We start from the raw sequence: 25,814 nt of genomic DNA, 5'->3' as shown, positions 1-25,814 counted from the left end.
TCAGGCATAAACAGGCGCAAATGCCTGCTCAGGATTTTCCACCGGACCGTTATCACTCCAATAAGGAGACAATTTGCGTAACTTGGCCACAATGGGAGGCACTGCTTCGATCACCCGTTCGATTTCTTCCGGTGTGTTGTAACGACTGAGCGAAAAACGCACCGTGCCGTGGGCGGCGGTATAAGGAATACCCATCGCCTTCATCACATGAGAAGGTTCCAGCGAACCAGAGGTACAGGCGGAACCAGACGACGCGGCAATACCGGCCTTATTCATCAGCAACAGGATGGCTTCCCCTTCGATGTACTCGAAGGCAATGTTCAGCGTGTTGGGCAGGCGATTGGTTGGATCACCAGTGACGAAGGAGTGCGGGACAACTGCCAGGATGCCTTCCTGCAAGCGGTCACGCAGTTTCGCGACCTCAGTGTTTTCATATTCCATGTGCTCCATCGCCAACTCACAGGCCTTGCCCAGGCCCACGATGCCAACGGTGTTTTCCGTACCGGCACGACGACCGCGTTCCTGATGGCCACCACGTAACAAGGGACGGAATCGCACTCCGCGACGCAGGTACAACACACCAACACCTTTGGGGGCGTGTAACTTGTGCCCGGACAGCGATAGCATGTGAATGCAGGTGTCTTGCAGGTTCATCGGGATCTTGCCAACCGCTTGCACAGCATCGGTATGAAACAGCACCCCGGCGTCATCCGCCATTTGCGCCATTTCCAGTACCGGGAAGATAGTGCCGGTTTCATTGTTGGCCCACATCACTGAAACAATCGCCACCTGGTCACTCAGCAGCTTTTTGTATTCATCCAGATCCAGCCGGCCTTTGTCATCGACTGCCAGTTTGTGCACGGTGTACCCTTCCGTTGCCAGGTAATCACACAGATTCAGTACCGCTGGATGCTCCACCACCGTGGTGATGATTTCCTTGCGTTCTGGCTGAGCTTTTAATGCCGACAGAATGGCAGTGGAATCCGACTCAGAGCCGCAAGAGGTGAAAATGATTTCAGAATCGTGCTCGGCACCGAGTATGTTCTGGACACTTTTACGGGCCGCTTTGATCGCGAATCCGACCTTGTTACCAAAGCTGTGCATGGATGACGGGTTGCCAAACTGCTCGCTAAAATACGGCATCACAGCGTCCACTACTTCCTGATCGCACATGGTGGTAGCGTTATTGTCGAGGTAAATATCAGCCATGATCAGACTCCTGCAATTTCAACGGGACGTTCGGTGTGAGGGATCACTTTGACAAACTCACCCAGTTCTTCGATCAGCTTTTGCTGTACGCCGCCCAGCGTCATGGCAGCCATCTGACAACCGGAGCAGGCTCCTACCAGTTTGACGTAGATATTCCGGCCTTCCACATCCAGCAACTCCACATCGCCACCGTCCGCCTGCAAGGCTGGACGCAGACCTTCCAGCACCTGCTGAATTTTCAGGATGCGCTGCACGGTGCTTAATTTGCCGGGCTGTTCTGGAGCGGCTTTTGGCGCCAGGTTAACGATGCCTTCTTTTTTACCGATCGCGCCGGGAGTAAAGCTTTCACCACGGGCGGCCAATTCTTCCGAAAGAATGTTCTCAATGCCTTCGTGGCAAGAAGAACAACCACCACCGGCCTTGGTGTAGTTGGTGACTTCTTCCACCGTACTGAGATTATTGGCCTTGATGGTGTCGCGAATCATCACGTCATCAATGGCGAAGCACTTGCATACCAGCGCGCCTTCCTCGTGATCATCGGCCCACACTTCTCCGCGATAATTGGCCACCGCTGCTTGCAAGGCTTCGCGGCCCATGACTGAGCAGTGCATTTTTTCTGGCGGCAAGCCGTCGAGAAAGTCAGCGATATCCTGATTGCTGATTTCCAGCGCCTGATCCAGAGTCTTACCTTTTACCATCTCGGTCAGTGCCGAAGATGATGCGATGGCAGAACCACAACCAAAGGTCTGGAAGCCAGCTTCCAGAATGATCTCGGTCTCTGGTTCGACTTTCAGGGTCAGACGCAAGGCGTCGCCACAACTGATGGAACCCACGTCGCCAACGGCGTTCGCCTCGGCGACCGAACCGGCGTTTTTGGGGTTGTAGAAATGTTCTTTAACGGTTTCAGAGTAATCCCACATAATTCTGCTCCTGGTATCGATGCCTGATTGCGGCTGGTCTGGATCGGATATGGATCAGCGGCTGAAATCAGGCGCTGAATGATTTGCCGCAACCACAACTGTTGGATGCATTCGGGTTTTCAAACTTAAAGCCACTGCCTTCAAAGCCATCCACAAAATCCACCGTAACGCCGTCCAGCAGCGCTGCGCTGTTTTCATCCACCAGCACAGTAAGGCCGGAAAAATCCAGTACCTCATCGCCCTGGGTCACACTCTCTTCCAGCTTCATGCCATATTGAAAGCCGGAACAGCCGCCACCTTCGACCTTGATGCGAAGTCCCGCCATCGGGGCCTCAGTGGACTGCATAAAACGGCGAACTGCGGAAATTGCGCTATCGGTCATCGTGATCATGAGATGTTGCCTCCTGTGGCTGCGGCCGCTCCCAGCGAAGACTGGAGCTGGGCGAAAAGTGTTGCCTGAAGAGAAAATGCAATCGATATGCCACGCAAATTACACATAAAAAACATTTAAAATTCATATAGTTAAAGACAATGTCGGGATTGAAATGATGTAGCGAACACCACGTATGCAAGGCTTTGTCGCAGTTACGACAAGACCTTATGTTGGGTTTGCACGGCACCACAGTACTCCGCACCTGAACTCTGTATCCGCCATGCCAAGACCCTCGCCAGAGACTCCGTCGCAACAGATAACCGCAGTGGATTTTCCTGACCAATGGTGTTGAATACGTAGCCGTTTGATGGGTTGTCGCGATGCTGTCAGGCCTGATCTTGTTCTCAAGCCATGGTGCAAGGTTAACGGCCATAACAATGGAGATAATGGCAATAATGATGGCGATCACGATGACGTGGACAAACAGACTGCACCGCTGCAGACAAACCAGGAGTGATGCCCGATGACACAGTTGAGTAAGAAGTAGCGAGTGGTTTGATTAATGTGTCGCGGTGTCGTCAGGCCAGGTTTTATTCCCACATTCGGGTACAAATTCGGGTACAAGGCGCACCACGTTGACGATAGCGAGGGGAAACAACATTCGCCGCTGCGGACAACCATAACAGGTTGTCCCGACGGGCGGCGGCGTTGAAGCGGCAGGATTATCGTCTCAGGGCAGCGGAATCAGTCGCAACTCGGTTCTGATCGCACCCGGCCGCCCCCAGCCAGTCACCGCTTCAATAAACCAAGCCGGTTTTTGTGGGTGCACACACAGCACATCGTATTCGGCAAACAGCTGACCACCTGGCCGCAACTGCATGCTTCCCTGGTTCATCCCCAACGGCGTTTTCCAATAGCACTGCAACGATTCGGTCTGATCATACGGATCGATGCGAATCTCGGCGACATCAAAGGCATCCATGATACCCGAGCCTTGTTCCATCAAGTCCATCTTGGCCAGCTCCGCCAGTAATGCCTGCTGCATAGCGGCGATACGGTCGGCCTCCTCGGCCAGCCGTTCCGCCACCACCCCGGTGATTGTACCGGGGCTTTTTGGGGTTGCCATCAGGCTCATTGCCACACCTCGTCCGGAGCCACCTTGTCGAGCCAGGGTTCCCCGGCGACCAGATGCTGATCTATGATCTGATCAACATCTGCTGGCGTGATCTGCATATACAGCGTACCACCAGGGTACACCAGCACATTGGCTCCAGCCCGGCATGGCCCCAGACAACCGGTAGCCACCAGCGACACCTTGTTGAACAGTCCCTTGGCGATCAGTCGTTCGGAAAAGGCCTGCATCATCGGGCCTGCGCCCTTTTCACCACAGCTGGATCGAGGGTGCCCCGCCGGGCGCTGCTGGCTGCAAACAAATACGTGAAATTCCGGTTTTGGCATGGTGGTTACCCCGCTAGCGGTTCATGTGTATGACAATTTTTGGGACAAACACGAGCGCAGGAGACACAACCGATACAGTCATCTGCATTAGCGATGGTCATCACCTTCATCTCGTCGTCATCATCGTAAAAATCATCGTCGTCTTCGGCATCAACCACATCAGCGCGATCAACGAGGTCGAAGACATCGCGCGGGCATACCTTGTAGCAACGGCCACAGCCGATGCAGGTCATCGGGTTCAGTGCGGTAACAAATTCGGGCGTCCACTCTTCACCGCCCCGTGTGCGGCCAACGATGGTGTCAGTCATGGCCGATCTCCTCTGGTTAATGGCTAATCACGGTTGTTTGTTCTTTTTTGGGCGCCCCGGAGGTACGCCTCTGCAAACATGTGCGACAAACACATGCTTCAATCCTGTTACCGACAAGGTTCAGACTCTCTGGCCCGTTAAACTCGCGGATGACTCTGGTTCTGGGTACGTCCACAACACATTCATGCTTATGCGGTTTCTGCAACCTCGTCGTACGCTGCCTGGGCCGCCTTCCAGGCTTCGCAGGCAGCAATGGCTTCCTGAGCCAGGGCGGGCAATGTCTCGTACTCAGTCCAGTAAGTATCTTCAACCACGTCATGGATTTTTGATGCAATTTCGGTGGCGATACGTTTTTGGGTACTGGCGGCTTTTTTCAGCGCCTTGATCTCTTCGGGAGTCATGGATTGTCCTCCGTTAATAAAATGCTTAAATAAAGTGCTTATGTTAGGCCACGGCATGCTGTGGCCTTGGTGGTTTACATTTCGGCAACAACCCGGTGATCATTGATCAGGGCTACTGCCTTGCTGCTGAGTTTTTCAATCTCTTCAATCATTTTTTCGAGCGAATCAAACCCGAAGCGGTGCACATCACGCAGGACTTTATCCAGCACCACCAGTTTGCCAACGATAATCATGGCGCGGCCGAAACCCTCGTGCGTAATGTTGATGACAGGCACTGCCATCAGTCCGGATTCTTTTTCAATGGTGGTGGACAGGGCGTTGTAGTACGCCTTGATCCGCGCCACGGTGGTCTCATCCGGGTCGCCTACCACCGGAATTTCACGACGACGAGCTTTGGTCAGGATCATCGGATCCAGCACCTTGTCGTCACTCCAGGTGTCGTAGGTGCCATAGCTGTCCATGGCGCGTAATTGCACCACAACCTGGCGAACCAGCGGGTTGGCAAGCTGGGCGTTGTCCGCATCAATGACGGTGTCGTTCATGGTATTTCTCCTGAGGATGTAGTGGTGGCGGGCGAATTATTCGCTCCAGCCTTCCGATTCCATGGCGTCAAAACGAGTAGGATTAACGACGAGTTGACTGCGAATAGCCTTTGCCAACCAGGCTGACGGCCCTTCTCGCAGTTCCTGTTGCAAACTGGCAATCATCTCGCTGATCTCGGTGCCATCGCTGACCTTGACCGGCTGGGTGCCCTGAGCGAGTAACTGTCGAACGGCCGAGGCACCGCAAGCTCGGCAATACACGGCAACACAACCGCTGAGCAGCTCAAGCTTCTCGGCCAGTTTGTCTTCGTTACCATCCTGCTTGAGGTCGCCAAATTCACTGACGGCGAGTAAATAGGCGTTATCAATATTGACGCCATAAATAGAAAATGAATGAGCTGAGCCAAAGTGTTGATCAACTTCCACCTGATTTGACGTCGCAAAAGCGACTTTCAGCAAGGTGTTGTCGTCATCGTTGTCGTCCAACACTTCCAACTTGCGAGTAATACTCATAAGTGTGTCCTCTCTACAAATTGCTGACTCAGTGAGCCGAGGCGTCGCTGGGGCGGAATCCGGCTTTCACGCCATCTGTCTTCTGCGAATAACAGGAATGATAGGGCTCCAGTTCGTGGTGTTGGCTTAACACAATATTGGCCAGATCAAACAGCGCCTGACTGGTAGCGCGATAACCAAACCAGCAGCGCTGGAAACCACCTACCACGTCGTATTGGGGAAAACCGATACGGAACAGCGGAATACCCAGCCGTTCGGCACTTTCGACACCATGACTGTTGGTCAGCAGAATCTGCGCATCTTCTGCCGCAGCCACAGCTTCCAGATCTTCAAGATCACCGATCTGTAACTGAACGCCTGACAGTGTCTTCAGGGCTGGGCCTTGCGTTGGCACCACCGCAGCCACCACTTCGGCTCCCATGCCCTGCAACAGCCGGGTAAATGCGGCCAGCATATCCGGATCCGAAGCAATGGCGACGCGTGTCAGCCCGATCATAAAATGGGTATCCAGCATCGCGTCTTGCAACTGTTTACGCTGGCGAATCCAGCGATTGGGTACCGGCTGACCGCTTAACTGCGACAGGGTATGAAACCATTGGTCGACAGCATCCAGTCCCATCAAATGGCCAAAGCAATGTGTCGGTACCGTCGTGTGTTTTTCCAGCCACTGACCGCAATTGTGCAGGCTTTCACCCACAGCCAGCGTCGCCAGGCTTTCACCGGCAGTGGCGATGTCAGCAACACTGACACCACCAGTGGTGACCGGACTGAAGGGTTCATCAGACAGATGTCCATCCAGAGAACCGGACAAATCAGGTATCAGCAGCGGCCGCAAGCCAAAGCTCTCGATACTTTCGGCAACAAACTCCAAGTCGGTCGGAGACAGGTTGGCACCACAAAGTACATTTACCTGTTTGTGACGCAGACCGGCACGGGGGTTGTCTGCTTCGGCCGCAGGCACCAGGGTTTGCAGCAAGCCTTTTACCGCGATAGCAAAACCGCTTTCAAAAGAACCACTGAAATCTGGCGTATTTACTGCCATCACTGCAGTGCTGACAAACTGCGGATACTGACGTCGAAACTCGCCCACCGCACGTTTGATATCGGCTCCCTGGGTTTCTGCCAGACCGGTGGTCACCAGACCAATTAACGCCGGTGCACTTTTTTCACAGATCACTTTCAGCGCTTCAACAATATTGCCATCCGCCCCCATCACCGAGCTGACTTGATCCATCGCGGTGGTTTGCAACGGCACCGGCTCGCGAAAATGACGCACAAAAAATACTTTGGCGAAGGCGGTGCAGCCTTGCGAGCCATGCATCAAAGGCACTGCTCGGGCGACCCCCAATACGGCCAGCGCTCCGCCTATGGTCTGACTGGTTTTTAACGGGCTGACCGACAGCGCTTTTTTGCGCTTCTTGATCACTTCGGTCTTGCCCGGTTCCATATTGACGACGTTATTCATATTCCGACCCTTATCCCTGAGCTGACAACAGATTGCCCTGGCGGGCGGGGGTTTCCCAAGGTGCCGAACGACGCACCGCTTCCCATACCGGGCTTTCAATGGTCAGTGACAACTGCCGTACCAGCTCCAGCATGCCGTCGTAACCGGCATAACCAAATTCACGCTCCTGGTTAATATCCAGAAATGGAATACGGGCTTTCAGGGCGGTATACATATTGCGACCACCGGCAATGAGGATATCGGCTTGATAATCCTTGACGGTTTGCAGCAGGGCTTTGGGGCTGCCTTCATCCAGCATTTTGACGTCATCACCCATCAGTTCACGAATACGGGCCTTGTCTTCTTCAGTCGACTTTTTGGTGCCGGTGGCAACCACTTTCATACCGAGATCCTGCAGCGCAGAAATCACCGACCAGGACTTTACTCCGCCGGTATAAAGAAGTACTCGCTTACCGGCCAACCGCTTACGCCATGGTTCCAGCTCTTCACGAATACGTTTTTCTTCCCGTTCGATCAGGGCTTCGGTGCGCTGGGTCAGGTCGTCATCACCAATAAACCGGGCAAAATCCCGCAACGCTTGCGAGGTATCGGTAATGCCGTAAAAGCTGCCTTCAAACCAGGGCGTGCCAAAACGATCCTGCAGCTTGCGCGCGACGTTCAGCATCGCCTTGGAACACACCATCATATTCACTTCAGCATGATGCATGGTTTGCACTTCGTGGAACCGGGCATCACCTGACAGTGTGCAAAGCACCCGGATACCCAGTTCATCCAGCAGGGGTAATACGTACCAGAATTCGCCAGCAATGTTGTATTCGCCAACCAGGTTCACGTCATGCACCTTGATGCCAGAACGTTGTACCGACTCAGGTAATGGCTCGGGGTCACGATGCCCGACCACGTACTTGACCATGGCTTCACCCGCGATGCGGTTGCCAAGATTTTTAGTGCCGTAAAAACCAGCGGCATCGACCGGCACGACCGGCACTCCCCAGCGTTCTTCAGCGGCTTTGCAAATAGCATCAACATCATCACCCACCAGTGCCGGGACACAGGTGTTGTAAACAAAGACCGCTGGCGGATTGTAGTCTTCTACCGCTTGTTTGATGGAATGAAACAAGCGTTTTTCACCACGTCCCATCACCACATCCTGTTCTGTCAGGTCGGTGGTCATGCCAATACGATACAAGGTCGGGCCACTGGAACGGGTACCCCGGTTATCCCAAGAGCTACCCGCACACGCGATCGGGCCATGCACGATATGGGCAACATCAGCGATAGGCAGCAGGGCAATCTGGGCACCATCAAACGCACAGCCACCGTCGGTGGCACCAGGCGTCGGCTTGGCACAACCGGACTTTTCCTTTTTGTTGTGCTCACAGGCTGGCTCGTCCATCAACTCGGCGATGTCTTTGGCTTTCATGCTCTGCCCTCTCTGCGAAATTCGGTGTCTGAAGAACTCTACAAGACAAGGTGCAAACCAGGGGCCATCATGTAACCAATTGATTTAATTTGATTTTTCAACAAAAAACCGTGTAGTAAACACGACAAGACAAAACGATTGGAGGGGATATAACAATGGCGGGATTGTGACCAGAGACGCTGGCGGGAACAGGAACACGCACGTTGCAGGCAGGCTCCAGCAACAATCGACACCAACAGGAAACGCTGAAGAAAAAGGGAGTTATGGCAATGATCGACTGGCTCCAACCGCCCGGGCCGCACAAATTACAAGCCGTAGTTGAAGTGCCATTGGGATATTACGCAGAGCAATAAAAGACGGTAGCGAATATGTTCTCGCTACCGTCTTATATCAGGATTCCTTCCAGGTTTTGACAGTATCCATACCGAATTCGGCAATCCACTGATCCAGCTGACGAGGATTACGTTTGATTTTGTCAACGCTCTCGTTCGTGTTCGGATTACGATAAGTACCGACTTCCAGCTTGGGTTTTGGCTGCACGATTTTCTTTTCACGCTTGCCACTACGTACTCCTGCCCGCTCAAAATGCTTGCGCAAGCTATTGTAGATAGGTAAGGGCGATTCTTGCCGGGACATTTCCAGAATCCAATTCTCAATTTGCTCGGAACGGGATACATATAGTTCAGATTCAGACAAATCATTCTGTTCGCACAGGCGTTTGATCTCTACGCCAAACGCTTCCAGCCCCTTGAGCTTTTTCTCATGTTCCTTTTTCATCTGTTCGAGCTCAACAATTTTTTGTTGATGCTGCTGAATCCGCTTATCGATATCGTTATCCAGAATGCTCACTTTCACCTCTGCGACAGTATGTAAACACATAAAAACCTCGACCAGCATGACCCGGAAACTAAAAATCCGGCGTAACACACGGTACATTCTATGTATTCGGGTTAATGTTAGCGCAAGTATAGACCTGCTTTTAGAAGAACACTACACAGAATACCCGGTAAGGGATTCTATTTAATCCGAATAAGTACAATATTTATTTATTAATGGATCCCAAGAAAAATACCAAATGATTTTATCGGCAGTCAGAAAGTTCCGCTAAAACTCCCTCACAACTCAGTAGATGTGATCTGCGGCACATCCGCAAACAAGGCAAACAGCACTTGCCCATCCAAATGATAAACATTATCATTTTTTCCCTTAAGCTTCGTTCGGACTGAAAATTCTATGACCATGACACTGGATCAGGCACGTATTGGTGAGCATGTACGGGTAACCGGATTTGCCGCTACGGAAGCACAGTTCCGCCGCAAGCTCCTGGCCCTGGGCGTTGTCCCTGGTGCAGAAATTGAAATCCGCCGCGTCGCCCCCCTTGGCGATCCTATTCAGATCCAGCTACGTGGAACCTCGGTGAGCCTGCGCAAACAGGAAGCCACCATCCTGCTGGTGGAGAGTATTACGTGAAACCTGCTGTAATCGGCCTGATCGGCAATCCTAACTGTGGCAAGACCACCCTGTTCAACCAACTGACCGGTGCCCGACAGAAAGTTGGCAATTGGCCTGGAGTAACCGTCGAGCGTAAAGAAGGTGTCGTGGTTATTCGCGACCAGAGCCTGACTCTGGTCGATTTGCCAGGCACTTATGCACTCGACAGCCAGGATGACGACCTGTCTCTGGATGAGCGTATCGCCCGAGACTTTGTTATCGGCGGCGAGTCCGATCTGGTCATTAATATTCTTGATGGCTCGAACCTGGAGCGCAATCTTTATCTCACTTCCCAGCTACTGGATATGGGCGTGCCTATGGTATGCGCAGTCAATATGCTTGACGTTGCCGAGCGGGAAGGAATACATATTGATACCCAGCAGCTGTCTACCCTGCTGGGTGTAGCGGTTGTACCGATTGTGGCATCGACCGGCGATGGTATTGAAGAATTACGCCGCGTCGTTGGCCATGCGCTGCAGCATTCTGCCGTCCCGACCCCCATGTGGCGCGCATCCGGCAACATTCATACGGCACTCGAAGAATTGATCGCTGCCTCCGGGCAAACCCTGTCCAACCCGCGCTGGATGGCTTCTCGGGCACTGGAGAGTGATCGCCAGGCCGCTGCCGACGTTGGACCAGCCTATCGCAGCGCCTATGTAAAGCTTGCTGCCGACTGGCGTCAACGCCTAGAAAGCCAGGAACATCAGCCAATCGATGTGCTGATTGCCAACTCGCGCTTTACATCGATAAGACATCTGACCCATCAGGTCGTCAGCCTGCACCATACCGGACGCTCACTCACCGAGCGTATCGACAGTTGGGTACTGAACCGCTTCCTTGGCATTCCCTTCTTTCTCGGCATCATGTATTTGATGTTTACCTTTGCAATTAATTTTGGCGGCGCGTTTATCGATTTCTTTGACATGTCTTCCTCGGCTATTTTTGTTGAGGGCAGCCGTTACCTGCTCAACGCCATATCCGCGCCGGAATGGCTCATCACTTTGCTCTCCGATGGATTGGGTGGCGGCATTCAGCTGGTCGCCACCTTCATTCCGATTATTGGTGGTTTATACCTGTTTTTATCCATTATTGAAGACTCTGGCTATATGGCCCGAGCAGCCTTTGTTATGGATCGCCTGATGCGCTCAGTCGGACTGCCAGGAAAGTCTTTTGTGCCACTCATTGTTGGATTCGGCTGTAATGTGCCGGCGGTAATGGCCGCCCGGACAATGGACACCCATAAAGATCGTTTATTAACCATCGCGATGGCACCCTTTATGTCCTGCGGTGCCCGGCTGTCTGTATTTGCCCTGTTCGCCGCTGCGTTTTTTGCAGACAACGGCGCCACCATGGTGTTTGCACTTTATATACTTGGCATCGCCATGGCACTGCTTACCGGCCTGGCGCTGAAGAACACGCTGTTCAAACCGGAGTTAACTCCGTTTGTTATGGAACTACCGGCTTACCATATCCCGACCGTCAAGGGTGTACTGATTAAAACCTGGGAACGGCTGAAGTCGTTTTCAATGCGCGCCGGTAAAACCATTATTATTGTGGTTACCGTACTGAGTTTTTTGAATTCATTTGGAACAGACGGTTCCTTTGGCAACCAGAATAATGAGAAGTCAGCATTGTCCGGCATTGCCCGAGTCGCGACGCCGGTATTGGCACCTATGGGCGTCCAGACTGATAACTGGCCTGCAACCGTCGGTATCATTACCGGTATTTTTGCCAAGGAGGCCGTCGTGGGAACACTGGACGCCCTCTATAGCCCAGACGTAATAGTCGACGACCGTCCATACAACCTGCCCAATTTATTACTCGAATCCCTTCTGACCATTCCAGATAACCTTGCCAGTGTTGCGAACAATTTGCTTGACCCTCTGGGACTGAATCTGATTGGTGCCGACCAAGGCGAAGAGCAAGGTGTGCACTCTGGAACATTCAGTGCGATGGAATTGTTGTTTGGCAGTCAGCTGGCGGCCTTTTCCTATCTGGTGTTTGTACTGTTATACACCCCCTGTGTTGCCACCCTGGGTGCGATGGTGCGAGAAGCCGGAATCAAATGGATGATCTTTGTCGCCGTCTGGAGTACTGGCCTGGCCTACACCACCGCCGTACTGGTGTATCAGCTCGGTAGCATCACCAGCCACCCACTGAGTTCCGGGGTCTGGTCGCTCGGCTGCGTTGGTTTTATCGCCGGCTGTTTGCTGCTGATGCGGCGTCACGGCAAACGCCGCGACGCGTTATTGATACCGATAGTCCAGCTTAACTGACCCAAGCCCGTATGCTCAGTCGGGTCTGATTCGACTGAGCAGTTCTCCCAGGCCAGCATAGACTTTGCCACCCAGCCGCCCCAGAGGGTCAACCGCCTCGGCATTGATCTGCTGACGCTGCTTAACCGGCTCAAGTACCATTTCAGCCACGTAAAGCTGGTCGATCTGCAGAAACACCAGATGCTGTGGCGCTGGCCCCAGATCGACTTGCTGTTGGTAATGACAGGCAAATGCCAGAGGCGAATCAGTCAGTCTCGGCAGGCCTCCAGCGATAAACTCAGTAACCGCCAGCCCCTGTTGATCCACTTCACTCTCATCAAACCCCAGTGTAGCCGAGCTGGTGTTCACCGCATCCAGATCCGCGACACGGGGAATATGGACAACGCACTCTCCGGTTCTGCGCAAGTTTTCATAACTGTCTTTTTCCATTCCTGCCGACTTCTGGCCCATGGACACCACCAGTGTGGGCGGATTGGAACAGACAGGGGCAAAAAAAGAATACGGTGCCAGGTTCAGGCTGCCCGACGGGTTGCTTGTCAGAATCCAGGCGATGGGACGCGGCAGCACTGCTTGGGTCATTAAAAAATAGCGTTGGGATGCTTCAATTTCTGCAAAATCAACAATCATGAAATCTCCTTCCGGTTAACCGGGATTGTCAAAGACAGCGATCTGTCACCTGAGTTTATTGGCTCCACTCAAACACATCACATCGCCGCCATACAAATGTCATGCTAATGTCATTTGCCAGAGGACTAATACAGGCATCCAAAGCCAACCGGATTTGCTCATGAGAGAAAGACCTTTTTCCCTGAGCTTTCTTCACCATAGCGGCATCGCTGCCCTGATCGTTATCACTTTAATGTTGAATGGTAGCCAGAATACCGCCGGCTATTGGCGGGCCTGGAACAGCAAACGAGATAATTGGCAGGTCAATCAGTGGCCCAATTGCCAAATCACCCAGCACCATCAACAAGATGATCAACAACAATGCCGCCAGCAATGGCGCCAGTTACTGACCGCCGCCATGGACTATAACCGCGAAGTGAACGCCATGCCTGGCTGGCTCTGGCGCGCATGGCTGTATCCCGAGCTCCCCCGCTGTGTACGTATTCCAACACATTTGACGCCAGCACAGGCTCAACTGAGTGCCGCCACTGTACTGCGGCCCTGCCCCCGAGACCAGCGCCAGGATTCCTGATATGGTCGCGGCTTCAAAGTTAGCGATATTCGGGTAAAAACCATGCTGTCATTACAAAGCGCCTTCCCTCTTCTTGCTATCGCGGTGAGCTGGCTGGCGTGGAACGACCCCCAACCACTGCTGGGTTGGAACGTCGCGGTTATTCCCTTACTGATGTTTATTATGTTTTGCATGGGTCTGACCTTACGGGCACAAGATTTCCGCCGTATCTTGCGCAAACCGGAACCGGTCGCCATGGGCGTCACCTTGCAATATCTGCTGATGCCACTGCTTGGCTGGTTGCTGGTGCATCTGTTGGCACTGCCAGACGAAGTGGCGTTAGGTGTCATTCTGGTAGGCGTATGTGCCGGTGGAACGGCATCCAATGTCATGACCTACCTGGCTGGGGGTGATGTTGCCCTGTCAATCAGTATGACGCTGCTTTCCACCCTGTGGGGCGTTGTCCTGACCCCATGGCTGCTGAGTTTCTATGCCTCCGCAAGTGTCAGTATCGATATACTCGCGATTCTGCTGACGACCGCAAAAATTGTCGTGTTGCCTATCATTGCTGGCATCGCCATCAATCATTACTTCCCGGCACTGCGCCAGGCAGTTAACAAACAGCTGGCAAACGCCGCAACCGTCGCCATATTGGCCATTATCGCCATCGTCGTCGCGCTGAATGCCGATGAGATTGCCACGGTGGGCGTCATGACATTACTGGCGGTGGCGTTACACAACCTGCTCGGTACTGCGTTGGGTTATACGTTGGCGCGCTGGCGCGGCTTTACCGAAGTCGAGTGTCGCACCATTGCCATCGAAGTAGGCATGCAAAATTCAGGACTGGGGGCAGCGCTGGCGTTGCAGTTTTTTACCCCCCTTACTGCCCTGCCCGCCGCCCTGTTCAGCGTCTGGCATAACCTCAGCGGCGCGCTGCTAGCCTCCTGGTGGCGCTGGCAAACCCGACGCCGGATTCGCCAACTGCAAACAGCCAGTGGTGGAGTCAGCAAGACTGATAACGCAAAACCTTGAGTCCTGCCGTATCATCCACTTCCACAAAAGCATCCGGATTCGGCAGGCGCTCGATGCAACGCCAGTCCGGGCACTCGTTGGCAACCTGCTGGCGCAAAAAATGTTCCCCCAGCTCTGGCGCATTCAGACACAGTAACAACTCCCCTCCAGGCGCCAGCATCTCAGGCAGGCGCCGCAACAACCTCGGGTAATCCTTGCGAATATCAACACTGCCTTTCTGGAAGGTTGGCGGATCAGCAATCACCAGATCGTAGGGGCCATGTTTTTTCAGCCGTCCAAATGAACGAAAAATATCCACCCCCTCAAAAACAACCCGATCGAGCTGGTGTTGATTAAGGCGGTGGTTATCCCTGCCGATAGCCAATGCTCTGCGGCTCATATCAACATTCACCACCCGTGCCGCTCCGCCCGCAATCGCCGCCACGGAAAAGCCACAGGTATAGGCAAACAGGTTTAACACCCGCTTGCCGGCACCATGTTCCAGCACCCAGCGGCGACCATTGGCCATATCGAGAAACAGACCGGTATTCTGGAACTGGCCCAAACGGAGTTCATAATTCAGGCCATGCTCAGTGACTTCCAACCGGGCCGGCAGCTCTCCCACCAGGGCTTCCATCGGTGCCATGGGACGACAGCGATACTGCACCGCCACCACCGCAGCCTCAGCCAAGGTCGCCATCAGCCAGGTTGATAATTGCTCGAGCCAGCCCATTACCGGCTCCTGATACAAGGTGATCAACACCAGTGGTTTATACCAGTCAATATTAACGTGTTCAAAGCCGGGTTCACTGTGCCCCCGGCCATGAAACAGCCGCTGAGCCTCACACGACACAGGCAGACGAAAATCGGGAATCATGAGTACAATTTATCCAGACCAAATTATTAAAACGAACCGACTCACAGAGCCGTATGCCGATCACCATAACAGCATCAGCTTGAGCCATGATGGGAGAGCGATAAACAAGGCAATGCTGCCGCTCTACTGGCATTTATTTTGCCTTATGAATAACTGTCTGAGGCAAATTGAGCCAATCCGATAAGGCCGACAGACAATCATCCCACTCAGGTTCAATTCATGGCCAACTATTTTGCATCAGCCCTTGGTCACCAGAACTTACTGAGCTACTATGGCGGTGAGCTTGTCGTTTCAAGCTCTATTGGCGAGTGCTCCAGATTCACCCGAAGTGTGCAGGATACTGGTCGATATCGGCATTGATTGCTTACCGGATGACCGGCCAGTACCGCAGTGCCAGCAAAATCGCATTAAATTGGCTTTGGCCAACATCAATTTCAGGAAATACAAATGGCAGATCAAGTTCAGGGCACTGTTAAGTGGTTCAACGATGAGAAAGGATTCGGCTTTATTGAGCAGGAATCTGGTAAAGATGTTTTTGTTCACTACAGTGCTATCAACGGCGCAGGCCGTAAGTCACTGCAGGAAGGCCAGAAAGTGACCATGGAAGTAACCATGGGCCAGAAAGGTCCTCAGGCTGAAAACGTCAACCCTCTGTAACATCCTGGGCCGTTCTACGGCCGTGGCCCTGTTATCTGTTTGGTCACCCTTTGTGTTTTCACCAGGCGTGTCACCCTTCAAGATTCGCTGGCCAAAAGTCCGCTGAAGCCTCTGGCTTCAGCTGACCCATTTCTTGCATCCGCATGCCCTTTTTTGTTCCCCAGCCATTCAGCGACGTATCGTCCCTATGATTGACCAAGGCGAACTGTTTAACATCCCCAATCCGTGCCGTGGAATTTGCACCGTTAATAACAAAGGGTTCTGCAAGGGTTGTTTACGCAGCCGTCAGGAGCGCTTCCATTGGAACGAATTCAGTAATTTCCAGAAACAACTGATTGTCAATCTGTGTGAGCGCCGCCGCCTGAAGTTAAAGGCAGGACAGGTACAACACGTCGAAGACGCATTGCCAGAGTACATTCCGCAAGGGGATTTGTTTGCTGCTGACCGCAACATAATGGATCAGAATCTGGAAAACTCACGCACATCAGTCTCAGAAGAGCCGACGCCTCCGCCTCTGGCTACGGCATCGAGAACAACGCCACAACAAGCCAGCCAGATTGGTCTGTTTGAACGCCAGGGAAGTCCTGACTCAAAACAAGATGGCCCCTAGGGGGCGTTCAATGATCAAACCGAGCCTGCTAAGCGCCCGTTGGTTTCAGCACAAGGCATGAGGAGCATGGTTTAGCGAGCTAAACAAGTGACAACTAACGCCGTGCTGGAAGTCACTGGCCTCAGCTCGAAGGGTCAGGGTCAATATCCCGCCATGCGGTGTTGTCGGACTTGAAAAGGACGCGCCATTCTCGGCGTCCAATGCCTTGCCTTACGGGATTTTTCCTCCTGACAGGACGTGTCACGGGCTAGCCAGGCAAACGCAATGCATCGAATTCATTCATCCAGCCAAGCGTCGCTGAAGTTGCCCGGCTTGGATGGTACTCTGCTCCAACCCAGCCCTCATAATGGCTGCTCTCGATCGTGGCAAACACTTCATCAAACTTGATCCGCCCGGTTCCCGGTTCGTGTCGGCCTGGCATATCGGCAAACTGGATATGGCCGATCTTGCGACCGTGACGGCGAATAAACCCGATCACATCCACGCCCATACGGGACATATGATAAACATCAAACTGCGCCTTGATGTGAGGATGACGTAGCTCCACCATAATGGCCAACATTTCCCGCCCGGTGCAAACCATAAAATCGGGCATATCAAAACGATTAATCGCTTCAAACGTGGTGGTGATTCCAAACGGGGCAAAACTGTCGGCGGTTACCTGCAGATTGCGAATAAAGGTCGCCATATACTCTTCGCGACGCTCGGCAATGCGACAGCAGCCCGGTAATACGTTCACCGTGGGAATTTTTAATGCCCGCGCATAAGACAGGCATTCCACCACTGCAGCGGCATATTCTGCGGTCTTGCGCGGTACGCATGCCAGCCCTTCTCCGCCCTGCATCAGATCGCCAGCAGACACGTTAATCAGTACGCATTTGAGGTCATTGTCGATCAGCTGTCGCTTGATATCAGAGATCGGATAAGCGTAGGGAAACTGGATTTCGACCGCATGAAAGCCGTCTCGGCGGGCTGCCGTAAACCGTTTCATAAACGGTAACTCGGTATATAAGGTGGATAAATTAGCGCTCGCCTTCACCTGACAACATCTCCATATACAAGTGAATCAACGTAGCAGGATCCTGCTCCCCAAAACCACGGCCAGCATGTTGACGCAGCAACTCGACACCCAGTCCTGCCATGGGGATCGCACTGCCCAAAGACTGCGCCAGACCATTGGCCATATTCATATCCTTGAGCAAGGTATTGACCCGCCACTTTATATCCTCGAAATCGCGTGCGGCCATTTTAGGGCCAGTGAGCTGAAGTGGCGTGGAATCTGCAAAACCACCCCGAAGTGCCTGAGGTAATGCCAGCGCGTCAACGCCTGCCCGTTCAGCCAACGCAAGTACCTCCGCCATCACCAGAACATTACAACTCACCAACATCTGGTTGCACACCTTGCTCACCTGACCAGCACCCGTTGGCCCCATATGAGTAACCCGCTGGCTCAGGGCGGCAAACACCGGCCTCAGTCGATCGATCACCGATAGATCGCCCCCTGTCATGATTGCCAGTGTCCCTTGTTCCGCACCGATAACGCCCCCCGATACCGGAGCATCCACCCAGCTCATACCGCATCGGGTTAGCAATTCAGAGGCCATCCGTCGGGTCGATTGCGGCTCAATACTGGAGAAGTCCACCAGTACCTGACCCTCATGCCCAACCGTCGCGATGCCCTCAGGGCCAAAGACAATATCATGAACGGCCTCAGTATTGGTGACACACACCATCACCACATCGCATTGCTGCGTCAGTTCTGCCACTGATGCAGCTCGCTGAGCACCTGCTGCTGCCACTGCTGCAATTTTATCGGGCGTACGATTCCAGACCCGGACAGGGTAGCCGGCGTCCAGCAGACGCATAACCATGGGAACTCCCATAAGGCCCATCCCGATAAATCCGATCGTCAATGCTCCACCCTCTAGAAGAATAACTGCCAATACTATCAAAGACTTACTGACTTTGAACCAAGTTTTCCGACGTTTGCTCACAGCTGGCCTATTCTTAAAATACCCACCCGCCAGAGGACACTTGTCTCATGAATATGGCCACTATTTTTGCGGAGTCCCGACAACTGCCGCATATTCCGAAAGTTGTACAAGAGCTGATTGAAAGTTTCCGGGACGACAATGCCAATGCCAACGATATCAGCCGCAAGGTCGCACTCGACCAGGCGCTCACCGCCAAGGTACTGCGACTGGCCAATTCAGCTCACTATGGCCTGTCACGCACCGTTTCCAATCCCCAGGACGCCGTCGTGCTGTTGGGGTTAAGTACATTGCGTACCATGGTTCTGGCCTCCGGCGTCACATCCGCCATGAAAGCCCCTGCCGGTTTTGATCAAAAAACCTTCTGGCGTGACTCCTTTGCCGTCGCTTCTTTGGCCAAATGGCTGGCTCGCTATATGCCAGACGGCGACAAAGAAACTGCTTTTACCTGCGGCATGTTACATTCCATCGGTTTAATGCTGATTCACATCGTACTGCCAGACGATGCCGCCAATATTAACGAATCCGTACGTCTGGGCGGCCATCGTCACACCGCAGAAACCGCACGATTGGGTTTTACCTCTGCCGATGTCGGCACCGAACTGGCCAAGCGCTGGAAATTTCCGGAAGAAATCCAGCAAGCAATCCAGGACCAGAGCAACCCGGATCTGGATCAACCCTTCTCAAATCTCGGCGGCCTGATCTACATCGCCAAATACTTGCATACCGCCCATCAGAATGATCTGACCGAAGAAGAGCTGGTGGAAAAATTCCCGGTTCGGGTTGCCCGGCACATCGGTCTCGATCTGCGTCAAATCCGTGCGGCAGTGGCAGAATGCCGCGACCTGGAATCCGGTTTTGAAGACATTCTCAACGATTAGAGGATCTTCCAATGATGCACAGAAAACGCTTGGCGATTTAACAAGACACCATTGCGATCAGGCCCCGGCAAACCATTGCTGACTCAACATCACCCTCACCTCCGCTGAACGGCGGAGGTCTGCGGGCGACAGCCGGTCGATCACTCTCAGTCGGGGCAACAGCCCGGCACCATTCGCCAACTGTATGGCTAACCCTGGACGTGCGTTCAATTCCAGTAACAGCGGGCCATGCTGGCGATCGATAACAATATCGGCCCCCAGATAGCCTAATCCGGTCATGTCATAACAGCGGGCCGCCAAAACCAGTAATGGCTGCCATTGGGGGATAACCAGCTCCGACAGTGTCACCTCAGTATCCGGGTGCTGGGTCAGACGAATGCCATCCTGCACCCCGTGTAACGCTTGTCCATTTGCCAGCGACAACCCCACACCGACAGCACCCTGATGCAGATTCGCCTTTCCATCCGACGCTCGGGTAGCCAACCGTGTCATCGCCATCACCGGATAACCGCGACAGACGATCACTCGAACATCGGGCACCCCTTCGTAAGAGAAATGCGCCAGCGACTCGTCAAACTCAATACATCGCTCAATAATAGCGATATCCGGCGTACCACCCAGGCTATAAAGTCCGGCAAGAATGTTCGACGCATGACGTTTGAGATCGCTCAGAGTCACCGGGCTGCCATTGGCTCGCAGCCAATAATCGCCTTCCCGGCTCTGAACAACCACAATTCCTTTACCACCGGAGCCTTTGGCCGGTTTGATCACAAATGCCGGAATGTCAGACAGCTGTTGCCCCAACGCCTCAACTTCATGCTGTGACTGAATCGTACCTATCAGTTCGGGCACCGCAATTCCGGCACGTTCTGCCAGTCGTTTGGTTTTCAGTTTGTTATCCACCAGCGGATACAGCTTGCGCGGATTATAACGCCCGATATACAACCGGTTACGGGCGTTCATACCCAGTACTCCAGCTTGCTGCAACCGTAACGGCAACAGCAACTGCTGCGATAACGACTGCCAGAGATGACCCATTCCTGCCAGACCATGAGCACCAGGATCGCGGCTATTCATGATCCATCCTGACGCAGCGACACAAAACGACGTAGCTCCAGCAACCGATAACCGGTGTACGTTCCCAGCATCAGCACCAGCGCCAGAATCACCAACTGTACACCGATGTAGTTAAATGTCAGATGTCGTATCAGCGGATCACTCATGGCCCAATACGCCACTACCGCCGTCAACAAGCTGCCGCCGCCCTGGCGCATCACCTCACGGCCACCTTCTTCTTCCCACAGAATCGACATACGTTCGATGGTCCATGACAAAATGATCATCGGGAAGAATGTGATTTTTAAACCCTCCGTCAGGCCCAGTTTGTAGGACGCCACACTGAACAGCCCGATAATCGCAATCACTGTAATAATCACCGCCGAGATTCTCGCCACCAGTAACAGGTTGAGACGCGATAAATAGCTGCGAATAACCAGGCCGGTTGCCACAACGAACAGAAAGCCCACCAGCCCAGTGATCAGCGAAGTCTGAATAAATGCCACCGCAATCAGCACCGGCATAAAGGTGCCCGAGGTACGAATCCCCACCAGAATCCGCAGCAGGCATACCACCAACGCGCCGATGGGTAACAACAGAATGGTTTTGAACATCGCCTGCTCTTCCACCGGCAGACTGTGAATGGAAAAATTCAATAACTCGTGTTGATCTGACAAGCGGTTGGCAACACTGGCAAAAGTCGATTCTTCCCGCCGGATCATGGCAAAGCGTACCTGTGAATCACGGCCACCCGACACCTCCAGCACCGGCTCACCACGCTGCTCCCACAATAACAACGGCGCATCCCGATCAAACAGCGCCGGATTACGGGCCTGCAGCGGAATGTCAAAGACCTGACTCTGATCGTCTTGCCATACCCGGATATAAGGCAACAATTGCTGTTGCCGACGACCATCCTGTAACCGCAAGCCGTACACCAGACGTGCAGGCACCCCCGCCTTGTTCAGCATATTCACCAGTAACGGTGGCAGAGTCTGACTGAATTCACTGATCAGCAGCTCCACATGCTGGGCACGAGGTACGGCTGAAAATGCCTTTAATAACTCCCGCGTCAGACTGAAGTTATCTGCCGACGTACGATGCGCCAACGCCAACAACTGCCCCACCGCACTGGCGTAAGGTTCCGGCCAGCTGGTCACCGTCAGCGCCGGTTCCGGTTCCGGCATCAATTCGTAGGCGTCGCTTTCCAACACATCCGCGCGATAAAACAACACCTGGCGGCCGCTGGCCGTGCGCTTGGTCCACTCCGCCACCGGATTGCCACCGTCGATAAAATTCAGCCCGTAACCGGGAGACGCGCCACTTTCACGCAGCAACATAAATCCGGGTTGATTCGATGGCCGCGCCAGAACGGCACGCACCGGTTGTGCATCAGCGGTCAGCTCTACTCTTGCTTCAACCGACCAGACGGTTTGTGACTCACCCGGTAACAGCGGTACGTCATACACCCAGTGCCGATGCAGAATCTGGGCAATCCCGGCGCTCAGCAACAACAGGATCAACGCAACATAAGGCCAACGATGTTCACTCATTCGTCATCACTCACAGCTGGCGCTTGCGCATCGGGTTGATATTTCCCGAGCAGAAATTTTTTCCCCACATCAATCAGGGTGACATCACGCAAGAACGCACGCCCCAGTAAAATCGGATAGGTCATCTGGGAACGATCGGCCAGAGAAAATTCGGCTTGCTGCTGTAACTGCTGACCGAGATGAACCGTCAACGCCACCACGGGCCGACGATCGATTTCGTTGGTGGATGCTTGCCGGATCAACACATTACGAACCAGTCGAGCTTCGATCTCCAGCGGCTCGGCTTCATCATCGTGCTGCAACAGAAAACGTACCCAACGCTGACCATTACGCTCAAAACGGGTGATATTACGGGCACTCAGCGACGACGTCGCTGCTCCGCTGTCGACTCTGGCGCGATAGTGATGCCCAGGCGGCACCAGATAAATCCACTCCGATGCCCCCACCACCAGTTTGTCTGCAACAGGTTCGGCGACCGCATCGGCCGCCGGACAACTTGGCTGACCCGGATCCGGGTTGATATCTGCCAGCTGTTGTAACTGTTGCTGCAGCGCCACCATCTGAACCGTCTGCTCTTGCTGATTCGCCAGAACCGCTTCAATATCTGGACAGCTCAACTGAATATCAGGACGATGACGGACAACAACCGCCTCAATACCCTCCAGCGTCACCGCCCGGTGCTCAGCCCCCGGCCAGTGACTGCAGGCCGACAAACCACCCGCGACCATCAACATCAATGCCACCTGCCAGGCCCCGCTGGACATACCACAACTCCACCGCGCAAAAGCCGGTATTGAACCATAAAGGCGGTACAAGTTGCCCACGACTATTACGCAGCTTGTCAGAAATCACTGTTGGTTTGCTCACTAGCAGGCCGTTGAAATTCGTATCTAATTCGCTGATAGAAGCTCTTCCGCCTTATCAATCACACTTATTTGGTTGTTTTCTATTCAGGTTTTCCATTTAAAACGGGATTAGCCATCCCGTTTCCGTTCATCAGACAGATTGACCCTGTAACTTTGCCATTCGCACCAGGTTGTAAGCCATCATGGTCACCTCAAGAGCGCTGTTGACCTTCTCCAGCCCCTTCACTTTTAACTGCCGTAAGGGGCCGATCAAAACCATGCCGGTTTTCCATGACTGTATGCCCCATGAAGGACAATCGGGCTTTTTGTCCTTTGGCTTTTTTGAACAGCCTCGCATCTGGATCGGTGGTCGATTCATGCGTGTCATTGCTGCGTTTGGTGCCACGAAAATTCTCTCCCCGATTGCGTCCGGAAGGCCCTTGGCACTGATCATGGTCGTCATCAGGGTGCTTTGGCCGAAAACTCTTTTGGGAAGCCCAAGCCTGCATCAAAGTGCCATCGACACTGAAATGATCGTTCGACAGGAGCTGTTGTTTTTGGGCCGAGGCAACCACTTCGGCAAATAATTCGGTGCTGACGTTATGGTGGATCAAGCGATCCCGATTGACGCTGAAAGTCGAATGATCCCGGACCGGATCATCAATACTCAAACCGACAAACCAGCGATAGAGCATGTTGTACTGAATCTGCTCGACCAGTTGCCGTTCGCTGCGAATACTGAAGAGGATTTGCAGCAGCAAGGCTCTCAATAAACGCTCCGGAGGAATGGATTCCCGCCCACGCTCGGAATAGATCAGGCTGAGCTTCCAATCGATGTGGGTGAGCGCCTTGAATTCATAAAGCTCATCGATTTCCTTTGGGTGATACAACTCGATATCGCCTGACTCTCCAAAACCGACTTCAACAAGAAGCTTCCTGTAGAATCTGGGAGTCTCTCTACCTAGAGCACCCTCAATCTCATCTATTCCTTTATTCGTTAGTAGTTTCATACTCGGAAATATAACGCCACAAACAGCGGGGAGCATAGCGAAACTGCTGCTTTATTTTGTTATAAATTTTTCTCATTTTCCTTGCTGTGCCAAACTCTCAAAATATAAACAATACCACTGGTGATTAAATACCGGACGGTGTAATCACCAATATATAGATCTCGGATTTTTTCAGGATCAGGCGCTTTTATGACCGGCAAGCCAATTTCAGGGAATTGCTTTAGTTTGAAAACTCCTTCTTGAAGATCAATTGCGATTCTTCGTGCGGCATAAGGATTCTTAACCTCAACACACTCGACAACCCGTTGAAGGTCTTTCATCGACTCTGGGGAATATTCAACCTCTATCATTTCGGTGGCTCTTTGCGCTCACCAGTGCCCCAGCTGTTTAGCCAGGCATTCACATCTGCTTCCGCAATGGATTTACCTGCTTTAATAGACTCTAGAGCCTCCAAAGTGTCTGCCCACCGAGACTCCTCTACGGACTGTCTTGCCAAAAACTCTTTAACCGCTTGATTTATAAGATAATTCTTACTTCTATCTAGCTTGCTAGCTAAAAATTCAAGTGGCTTATCTATGTCATCTGCTAGCCGAATACTTGTAATACCCATTGAAACGCTCTCCTGTACTAGTTTGTAATACATTTTAGTACATGCGAGCATTCAAGGCTAGAGTGATTTATAACGTTAAGTTAAGCGGCGCAGCATCGCTGCGTCCGAGAGAGCGAAGCGAATGTTCTTAAACGCTTGGTTATGCACCTTTGTAAATATTTTTTGTTTGGACTCTAAACAACTTTTCGATGTTTAATAACGTCGGTTGATTCAATTAACCCTTTTGAAAAAATTTCTTTTGTATGTGACATTTCGATATGTTTGGTCAAAGCTTCTTGGTTTTGAAAAACTTCCCATAATACGAAGCGGTTTGACTCACCTATTTCTCGGAAAAACCTGAATTCAAGGCAACCTTCTTCTTTATTCGTTTGTATTTCGAATTCGTTTAAGAGGCTCTCAAATTCATCAGCATGCCCAGCTTTAACCTCAATAATTGCAGTAGCTTCAATTATGTTTGTCATAGATTTAGTTCGACCTTTTTGCATAACGCCGCCATCAGTTGCGGCTATGGAGTTGTTTGATTTGTGGTAGCGTAGCGTTAAACCACAAACCAAACAACGGAAAAGACGTCAATCTTCATGGCCTTGTTAAGTTTCTTCGCCTGAATCATGAATACTCATCATATTTTTAAGAATAATTACTAAAATAGACACTAGGGGACATCTATTTAATCCTGCACGACTCTGCGCGAGTGTTGCCGGTGATCAGGGCAAGGCGGCGAATGCCGCGAAATGACGAGTCCTTTTCAAGTTCGCCAACACCGCTCTGGACGGCGGCAACCCGCGCCCTCCGGGGGCTGCCGGATGATCTCGACTCTGTGTCGCCGACGTTTGACGTGACCCGTCAGGCCTGCAAGTCGGCTTCGTGATTCGACACCATCCGGTAGCCCAGAGTGAGCACCGGATTAAATAGATGTCCCCCAGAGCACAAAGCCATTGCGCTCCCAGTACAGTAACTTGATTTTATCCCGGTCGCGATTACAAAAGACAAACAGAGCATTGGCCATAGAACTAAGCTCCAGCTCTTGCTCGACCAGTGCCGACAAGCCATTAATCGACTTGCGCATGTCAACGGTGCCTGCGTATAAATATACCTGAACCGCTGCACTGGGCCTAAGCATATAAAAGCCCTCGATCTTTTAATGCCAGCAACAGATC

The 25,814-nt window shown here is 52.7% G+C and carries 32 protein-coding genes; 8 read left to right on the top strand and 24 right to left on the bottom strand.

The features are described from left to right. The 12 genes from nifS to WG929_RS19470 all read right to left on the bottom strand — a co-directional run bounded on the left by nifS (nt 1) and on the right by WG929_RS19470 (nt 9,491). Nucleotides 1-1,209, bottom strand: a complete 1,209-nt coding sequence (gene nifS, locus WG929_RS19525; RefSeq protein WP_369855640.1) for a cysteine desulfurase NifS — start codon at nt 1,207-1,209, stop codon at nt 1-3. A gap of 2 nt (nt 1,210-1,211) precedes the next feature. Continuing rightward, complete coding sequence (nifU, locus tag WG929_RS19520; protein WP_369855641.1) at nt 1,212-2,129, bottom strand: Fe-S cluster assembly protein NifU; 918 nt, start codon at nt 2,127-2,129, stop codon at nt 1,212-1,214. Between the two features lie 67 nt (nt 2,130-2,196). After that, nucleotides 2,197-2,520 carry a HesB/IscA family protein gene (locus tag WG929_RS19515; protein WP_416207415.1) on the bottom strand — a complete coding sequence of 108 codons (324 nt, stop codon included), beginning with the start codon at nt 2,518-2,520 and terminating at the stop codon, nt 2,197-2,199. 712 nt (nt 2,521-3,232) lie between these two features. Further along, nucleotides 3,233-3,637: a hypothetical protein gene (locus WG929_RS19510; protein ID WP_416207414.1), complete on the bottom strand. Its 405-nt coding sequence runs from the start codon at nt 3,635-3,637 to the stop codon at nt 3,233-3,235. Next, the gene (locus tag WG929_RS19505) at nt 3,634-3,960 is read right to left on the bottom strand and encodes a (2Fe-2S) ferredoxin domain-containing protein (protein ID WP_369855644.1); all 327 of its coding nucleotides are present in this window, start codon (nt 3,958-3,960) and stop codon (nt 3,634-3,636) included. Before WG929_RS19505 ends, WG929_RS19510 begins: the two co-directional genes overlap by 4 nt. Before the next feature lie 5 nt (nt 3,961-3,965). Then, on the bottom strand, nt 3,966-4,268 hold the full coding sequence (gene fdxB, locus WG929_RS19500) for a ferredoxin III, nif-specific (protein WP_369855645.1): 303 nt from the start codon (nt 4,266-4,268) through the stop codon (nt 3,966-3,968). A gap of 188 nt (nt 4,269-4,456) precedes the next feature. Continuing rightward, nucleotides 4,457-4,669, bottom strand: a complete 213-nt coding sequence (locus tag WG929_RS19495) for a CCE_0567 family metalloprotein (RefSeq protein ID WP_369855646.1) — start codon at nt 4,667-4,669, stop codon at nt 4,457-4,459. 74 nt (nt 4,670-4,743) lie between these two features. Beyond that, nucleotides 4,744-5,211, bottom strand: coding sequence for a NifX-associated nitrogen fixation protein (locus WG929_RS19490; RefSeq protein WP_416207413.1), 468 nt, complete (start codon nt 5,209-5,211; stop codon nt 4,744-4,746). 36 nt (nt 5,212-5,247) lie between these two features. Beyond that, complete coding sequence (locus tag WG929_RS19485) at nt 5,248-5,724, bottom strand: NifB/NifX family molybdenum-iron cluster-binding protein (protein WP_369855648.1); 477 nt, start codon at nt 5,722-5,724, stop codon at nt 5,248-5,250. 28 nt (nt 5,725-5,752) lie between these two features. Next, entirely contained in the window at nt 5,753-7,189 is a 1,437-nt protein-coding gene (gene nifN, locus WG929_RS19480) for a nitrogenase iron-molybdenum cofactor biosynthesis protein NifN (RefSeq protein WP_416207412.1), read from the bottom strand. Between the two features lie 10 nt (nt 7,190-7,199). Then, nucleotides 7,200-8,612 (bottom strand): nitrogenase iron-molybdenum cofactor biosynthesis protein NifE, encoded by a 1,413-nt coding sequence (nifE, locus tag WG929_RS19475; protein WP_416207411.1) that lies wholly within the window; start codon nt 8,610-8,612, stop codon nt 7,200-7,202. A 390-nt stretch (nt 8,613-9,002) separates the two neighbouring features. Continuing rightward, the gene (locus WG929_RS19470) at nt 9,003-9,491 is read right to left on the bottom strand and encodes a hypothetical protein (RefSeq protein ID WP_416207410.1); all 489 of its coding nucleotides are present in this window, start codon (nt 9,489-9,491) and stop codon (nt 9,003-9,005) included. Between the two features lie 354 nt (nt 9,492-9,845). On the opposite strand from WG929_RS19470, the gene WG929_RS19465 reads away from it, so the two are divergent. Together WG929_RS19465 and feoB are read left to right on the top strand one after the other, a co-directional pair. Then, nucleotides 9,846-10,082 carry a FeoA family protein gene (locus WG929_RS19465; protein WP_369855652.1) on the top strand — a complete coding sequence of 79 codons (237 nt, stop codon included), beginning with the start codon at nt 9,846-9,848 and terminating at the stop codon, nt 10,080-10,082. Then, entirely contained in the window at nt 10,079-12,379 is a 2,301-nt protein-coding gene (gene feoB, locus WG929_RS19460; protein ID WP_416207409.1) for a Fe(2+) transporter permease subunit FeoB, read from the top strand. The genes WG929_RS19465 and feoB overlap by 4 nt, the downstream gene beginning before the upstream one ends. A gap of 15 nt (nt 12,380-12,394) precedes the next feature. Here feoB and WG929_RS19455 read toward each other — a convergent pair whose 3' ends face one another. After that, nucleotides 12,395-13,006: a flavin reductase family protein gene (locus WG929_RS19455; RefSeq protein ID WP_416207408.1), complete on the bottom strand. Its 612-nt coding sequence runs from the start codon at nt 13,004-13,006 to the stop codon at nt 12,395-12,397. A 160-nt stretch (nt 13,007-13,166) separates the two neighbouring features. Between WG929_RS19455 and WG929_RS19450 the strand changes: the two genes are divergently transcribed. Beyond that, the gene (locus tag WG929_RS19450; protein WP_416207407.1) at nt 13,167-13,577 is read left to right on the top strand and encodes a hypothetical protein; all 411 of its coding nucleotides are present in this window, start codon (nt 13,167-13,169) and stop codon (nt 13,575-13,577) included. A 42-nt stretch (nt 13,578-13,619) separates the two neighbouring features. Next, complete coding sequence (locus tag WG929_RS19445; protein WP_416207406.1) at nt 13,620-14,588, top strand: bile acid:sodium symporter family protein; 969 nt, start codon at nt 13,620-13,622, stop codon at nt 14,586-14,588. On the opposite strand, the gene WG929_RS19440 is transcribed toward WG929_RS19445, so the two are convergent. Then, nucleotides 14,560-15,444 carry a class I SAM-dependent methyltransferase gene (locus WG929_RS19440; protein ID WP_416207405.1) on the bottom strand — a complete coding sequence of 295 codons (885 nt, stop codon included), beginning with the start codon at nt 15,442-15,444 and terminating at the stop codon, nt 14,560-14,562. The two genes, WG929_RS19445 and WG929_RS19440, sit on opposite strands and share 29 nt — an antisense overlap. Nucleotides 15,445-15,891: 447 nt before the next feature. On the opposite strand from WG929_RS19440, the gene WG929_RS19435 reads away from it, so the two are divergent. Both WG929_RS19435 and WG929_RS19430 read left to right on the top strand, forming a co-directional pair. Continuing rightward, nucleotides 15,892-16,101, top strand: a complete 210-nt coding sequence (locus WG929_RS19435) for a cold-shock protein (RefSeq protein ID WP_303433637.1) — start codon at nt 15,892-15,894, stop codon at nt 16,099-16,101. Between the two features lie 187 nt (nt 16,102-16,288). Beyond that, nucleotides 16,289-16,711, top strand: a complete 423-nt coding sequence (locus tag WG929_RS19430) for a DUF1289 domain-containing protein (protein ID WP_416207404.1) — start codon at nt 16,289-16,291, stop codon at nt 16,709-16,711. Nucleotides 16,712-16,958: 247 nt separating this feature from the next. On the opposite strand, the gene WG929_RS19425 is transcribed toward WG929_RS19430, so the two are convergent. Both WG929_RS19425 and WG929_RS19420 read right to left on the bottom strand, forming a co-directional pair. Continuing rightward, entirely contained in the window at nt 16,959-17,702 is a 744-nt protein-coding gene (locus tag WG929_RS19425) for a hydroxypyruvate isomerase family protein (RefSeq protein WP_416207403.1), read from the bottom strand. A 31-nt stretch (nt 17,703-17,733) separates the two neighbouring features. Next, nucleotides 17,734-18,624 (bottom strand): NAD(P)-dependent oxidoreductase, encoded by an 891-nt coding sequence (locus tag WG929_RS19420; RefSeq protein ID WP_416207402.1) that lies wholly within the window; start codon nt 18,622-18,624, stop codon nt 17,734-17,736. A 128-nt stretch (nt 18,625-18,752) separates the two neighbouring features. Here WG929_RS19420 and WG929_RS19415 point away from each other — a divergent pair, with 128 nt between their 5' ends. Next, nucleotides 18,753-19,583: an HDOD domain-containing protein gene (locus WG929_RS19415; RefSeq protein ID WP_416207401.1), complete on the top strand. Its 831-nt coding sequence runs from the start codon at nt 18,753-18,755 to the stop codon at nt 19,581-19,583. Nucleotides 19,584-19,640: 57 nt separating this feature from the next. On the opposite strand, the gene WG929_RS19410 is transcribed toward WG929_RS19415, so the two are convergent. The 7 genes from WG929_RS19410 to WG929_RS19380 form a co-directional block, all read right to left on the bottom strand. Further along, on the bottom strand, nt 19,641-20,621 hold the full coding sequence (locus tag WG929_RS19410) for an alpha-L-glutamate ligase-like protein (protein WP_416207426.1): 981 nt from the start codon (nt 20,619-20,621) through the stop codon (nt 19,641-19,643). Nucleotides 20,622-20,656: 35 nt separating this feature from the next. Beyond that, entirely contained in the window at nt 20,657-22,192 is a 1,536-nt protein-coding gene (locus WG929_RS19405) for an inactive transglutaminase family protein (protein ID WP_416207400.1), read from the bottom strand. Then, nucleotides 22,189-22,956: an ATP-dependent zinc protease family protein gene (locus tag WG929_RS19400; RefSeq protein WP_416207399.1), complete on the bottom strand. Its 768-nt coding sequence runs from the start codon at nt 22,954-22,956 to the stop codon at nt 22,189-22,191. The genes WG929_RS19405 and WG929_RS19400 overlap by 4 nt, the downstream gene beginning before the upstream one ends. Nucleotides 22,957-23,249: 293 nt before the next feature. Beyond that, entirely contained in the window at nt 23,250-24,047 is a 798-nt protein-coding gene (locus WG929_RS19395; protein WP_416207398.1) for an IS5 family transposase, read from the bottom strand. Between the two features lie 59 nt (nt 24,048-24,106). After that, nucleotides 24,107-24,397: a type II toxin-antitoxin system RelE/ParE family toxin gene (locus WG929_RS19390; protein ID WP_369855666.1), complete on the bottom strand. Its 291-nt coding sequence runs from the start codon at nt 24,395-24,397 to the stop codon at nt 24,107-24,109. After that, nucleotides 24,394-24,657, bottom strand: a complete 264-nt coding sequence (locus tag WG929_RS19385) for a CopG family ribbon-helix-helix protein (RefSeq protein ID WP_369855667.1) — start codon at nt 24,655-24,657, stop codon at nt 24,394-24,396. The genes WG929_RS19390 and WG929_RS19385 overlap by 4 nt, the downstream gene beginning before the upstream one ends. Nucleotides 24,658-24,830: 173 nt before the next feature. Then, entirely contained in the window at nt 24,831-25,142 is a 312-nt protein-coding gene (locus WG929_RS19380; protein WP_416207397.1) for a putative quinol monooxygenase, read from the bottom strand. Nucleotides 25,143-25,378: 236 nt separating this feature from the next. On the opposite strand from WG929_RS19380, the gene WG929_RS19375 reads away from it, so the two are divergent. Further along, entirely contained in the window at nt 25,379-25,525 is a 147-nt protein-coding gene (locus tag WG929_RS19375; protein WP_416207396.1) for a hypothetical protein, read from the top strand. A gap of 36 nt (nt 25,526-25,561) precedes the next feature. On the opposite strand, the gene tnpB is transcribed toward WG929_RS19375, so the two are convergent. Further along, nucleotides 25,562-25,777 (bottom strand): IS66 family insertion sequence element accessory protein TnpB, encoded by a 216-nt coding sequence (tnpB, locus tag WG929_RS19370; protein ID WP_416207395.1) that lies wholly within the window; start codon nt 25,775-25,777, stop codon nt 25,562-25,564. Nucleotides 25,778-25,814 lie beyond the last annotated feature (37 nt).

This window comes from Oceanobacter antarcticus, assembly GCF_044962685.1.
GTDB classification, from domain to species: domain Bacteria; phylum Pseudomonadota; class Gammaproteobacteria; order Pseudomonadales; family Oceanobacteraceae; genus Oceanobacter; species Oceanobacter antarcticus.
Note: the sequence above shows the minus strand (reverse complement) of the source record. Positions and strands in the feature narration are given on the sequence as shown.

Coding starts and splice junctions, on each gene's coding strand:
- fdxB (WP_369855645.1), bottom strand. CDS start 4,268: ATGACTGACACCATCGTTGGCCGCACACGGGGCGGTGAAGAGTGGACG.
- WG929_RS19455 (WP_416207408.1), bottom strand. CDS start 13,006: ATGATTGTTGATTTTGCAGAAATTGAAGCATCCCAACGCTATTTTTTA.
- tnpB (WP_416207395.1), bottom strand. CDS start 25,777: ATGCTTAGGCCCAGTGCAGCGGTTCAGGTATATTTATACGCAGGCACC.
- WG929_RS19405 (WP_416207400.1), bottom strand. CDS start 22,192: ATGAGTGAACATCGTTGGCCTTATGTTGCGTTGATCCTGTTGTTGCTG.
- WG929_RS19415 (WP_416207401.1), top strand. CDS start 18,753: ATGAATATGGCCACTATTTTTGCGGAGTCCCGACAACTGCCGCATATT.
- WG929_RS19485 (WP_369855648.1), bottom strand. CDS start 5,724: ATGAGTATTACTCGCAAGTTGGAAGTGTTGGACGACAACGATGACGAC.
- WG929_RS19505 (WP_369855644.1), bottom strand. CDS start 3,960: ATGCCAAAACCGGAATTTCACGTATTTGTTTGCAGCCAGCAGCGCCCG.
- WG929_RS19470 (WP_416207410.1), bottom strand. CDS start 9,491: ATGTGTTTACATACTGTCGCAGAGGTGAAAGTGAGCATTCTGGATAAC.
- WG929_RS19425 (WP_416207403.1), bottom strand. CDS start 17,702: ATGAAACGGTTTACGGCAGCCCGCCGAGACGGCTTTCATGCGGTCGAA.
- WG929_RS19410 (WP_416207426.1), bottom strand. CDS start 20,621: ATGGGTCATCTCTGGCAGTCGTTATCGCAGCAGTTGCTGTTGCCGTTA.
- WG929_RS19510 (WP_416207414.1), bottom strand. CDS start 3,637: ATGAGCCTGATGGCAACCCCAAAAAGCCCCGGTACAATCACCGGGGTG.
- WG929_RS19395 (WP_416207398.1), bottom strand. CDS start 24,047: ATGAAACTACTAACGAATAAAGGAATAGATGAGATTGAGGGTGCTCTA.
- WG929_RS19430 (WP_416207404.1), top strand. CDS start 16,289: ATGATTGACCAAGGCGAACTGTTTAACATCCCCAATCCGTGCCGTGGA.
- WG929_RS19380 (WP_416207397.1), bottom strand. CDS start 25,142: ATGCAAAAAGGTCGAACTAAATCTATGACAAACATAATTGAAGCTACT.
- nifE (WP_416207411.1), bottom strand. CDS start 8,612: ATGAAAGCCAAAGACATCGCCGAGTTGATGGACGAGCCAGCCTGTGAG.
- nifU (WP_369855641.1), bottom strand. CDS start 2,129: ATGTGGGATTACTCTGAAACCGTTAAAGAACATTTCTACAACCCCAAA.
- WG929_RS19435 (WP_303433637.1), top strand. CDS start 15,892: ATGGCAGATCAAGTTCAGGGCACTGTTAAGTGGTTCAACGATGAGAAA.
- nifN (WP_416207412.1), bottom strand. CDS start 7,189: ATGAATAACGTCGTCAATATGGAACCGGGCAAGACCGAAGTGATCAAG.
- nifS (WP_369855640.1), bottom strand. CDS start 1,209: ATGGCTGATATTTACCTCGACAATAACGCTACCACCATGTGCGATCAG.
- WG929_RS19495 (WP_369855646.1), bottom strand. CDS start 4,669: ATGACTCCCGAAGAGATCAAGGCGCTGAAAAAAGCCGCCAGTACCCAA.
- WG929_RS19445 (WP_416207406.1), top strand. CDS start 13,620: ATGCTGTCATTACAAAGCGCCTTCCCTCTTCTTGCTATCGCGGTGAGC.
- WG929_RS19515 (WP_416207415.1), bottom strand. CDS start 2,520: ATGATCACGATGACCGATAGCGCAATTTCCGCAGTTCGCCGTTTTATG.
- WG929_RS19375 (WP_416207396.1), top strand. CDS start 25,379: ATGCCGCGAAATGACGAGTCCTTTTCAAGTTCGCCAACACCGCTCTGG.
- WG929_RS19450 (WP_416207407.1), top strand. CDS start 13,167: ATGAGAGAAAGACCTTTTTCCCTGAGCTTTCTTCACCATAGCGGCATC.
- WG929_RS19400 (WP_416207399.1), bottom strand. CDS start 22,956: ATGTCCAGCGGGGCCTGGCAGGTGGCATTGATGTTGATGGTCGCGGGT.
- WG929_RS19465 (WP_369855652.1), top strand. CDS start 9,846: ATGACCATGACACTGGATCAGGCACGTATTGGTGAGCATGTACGGGTA.
- WG929_RS19440 (WP_416207405.1), bottom strand. CDS start 15,444: ATGATTCCCGATTTTCGTCTGCCTGTGTCGTGTGAGGCTCAGCGGCTG.
- WG929_RS19385 (WP_369855667.1), bottom strand. CDS start 24,657: ATGGGTATTACAAGTATTCGGCTAGCAGATGACATAGATAAGCCACTT.
- WG929_RS19490 (WP_416207413.1), bottom strand. CDS start 5,211: ATGAACGACACCGTCATTGATGCGGACAACGCCCAGCTTGCCAACCCG.
- WG929_RS19390 (WP_369855666.1), bottom strand. CDS start 24,397: ATGATAGAGGTTGAATATTCCCCAGAGTCGATGAAAGACCTTCAACGG.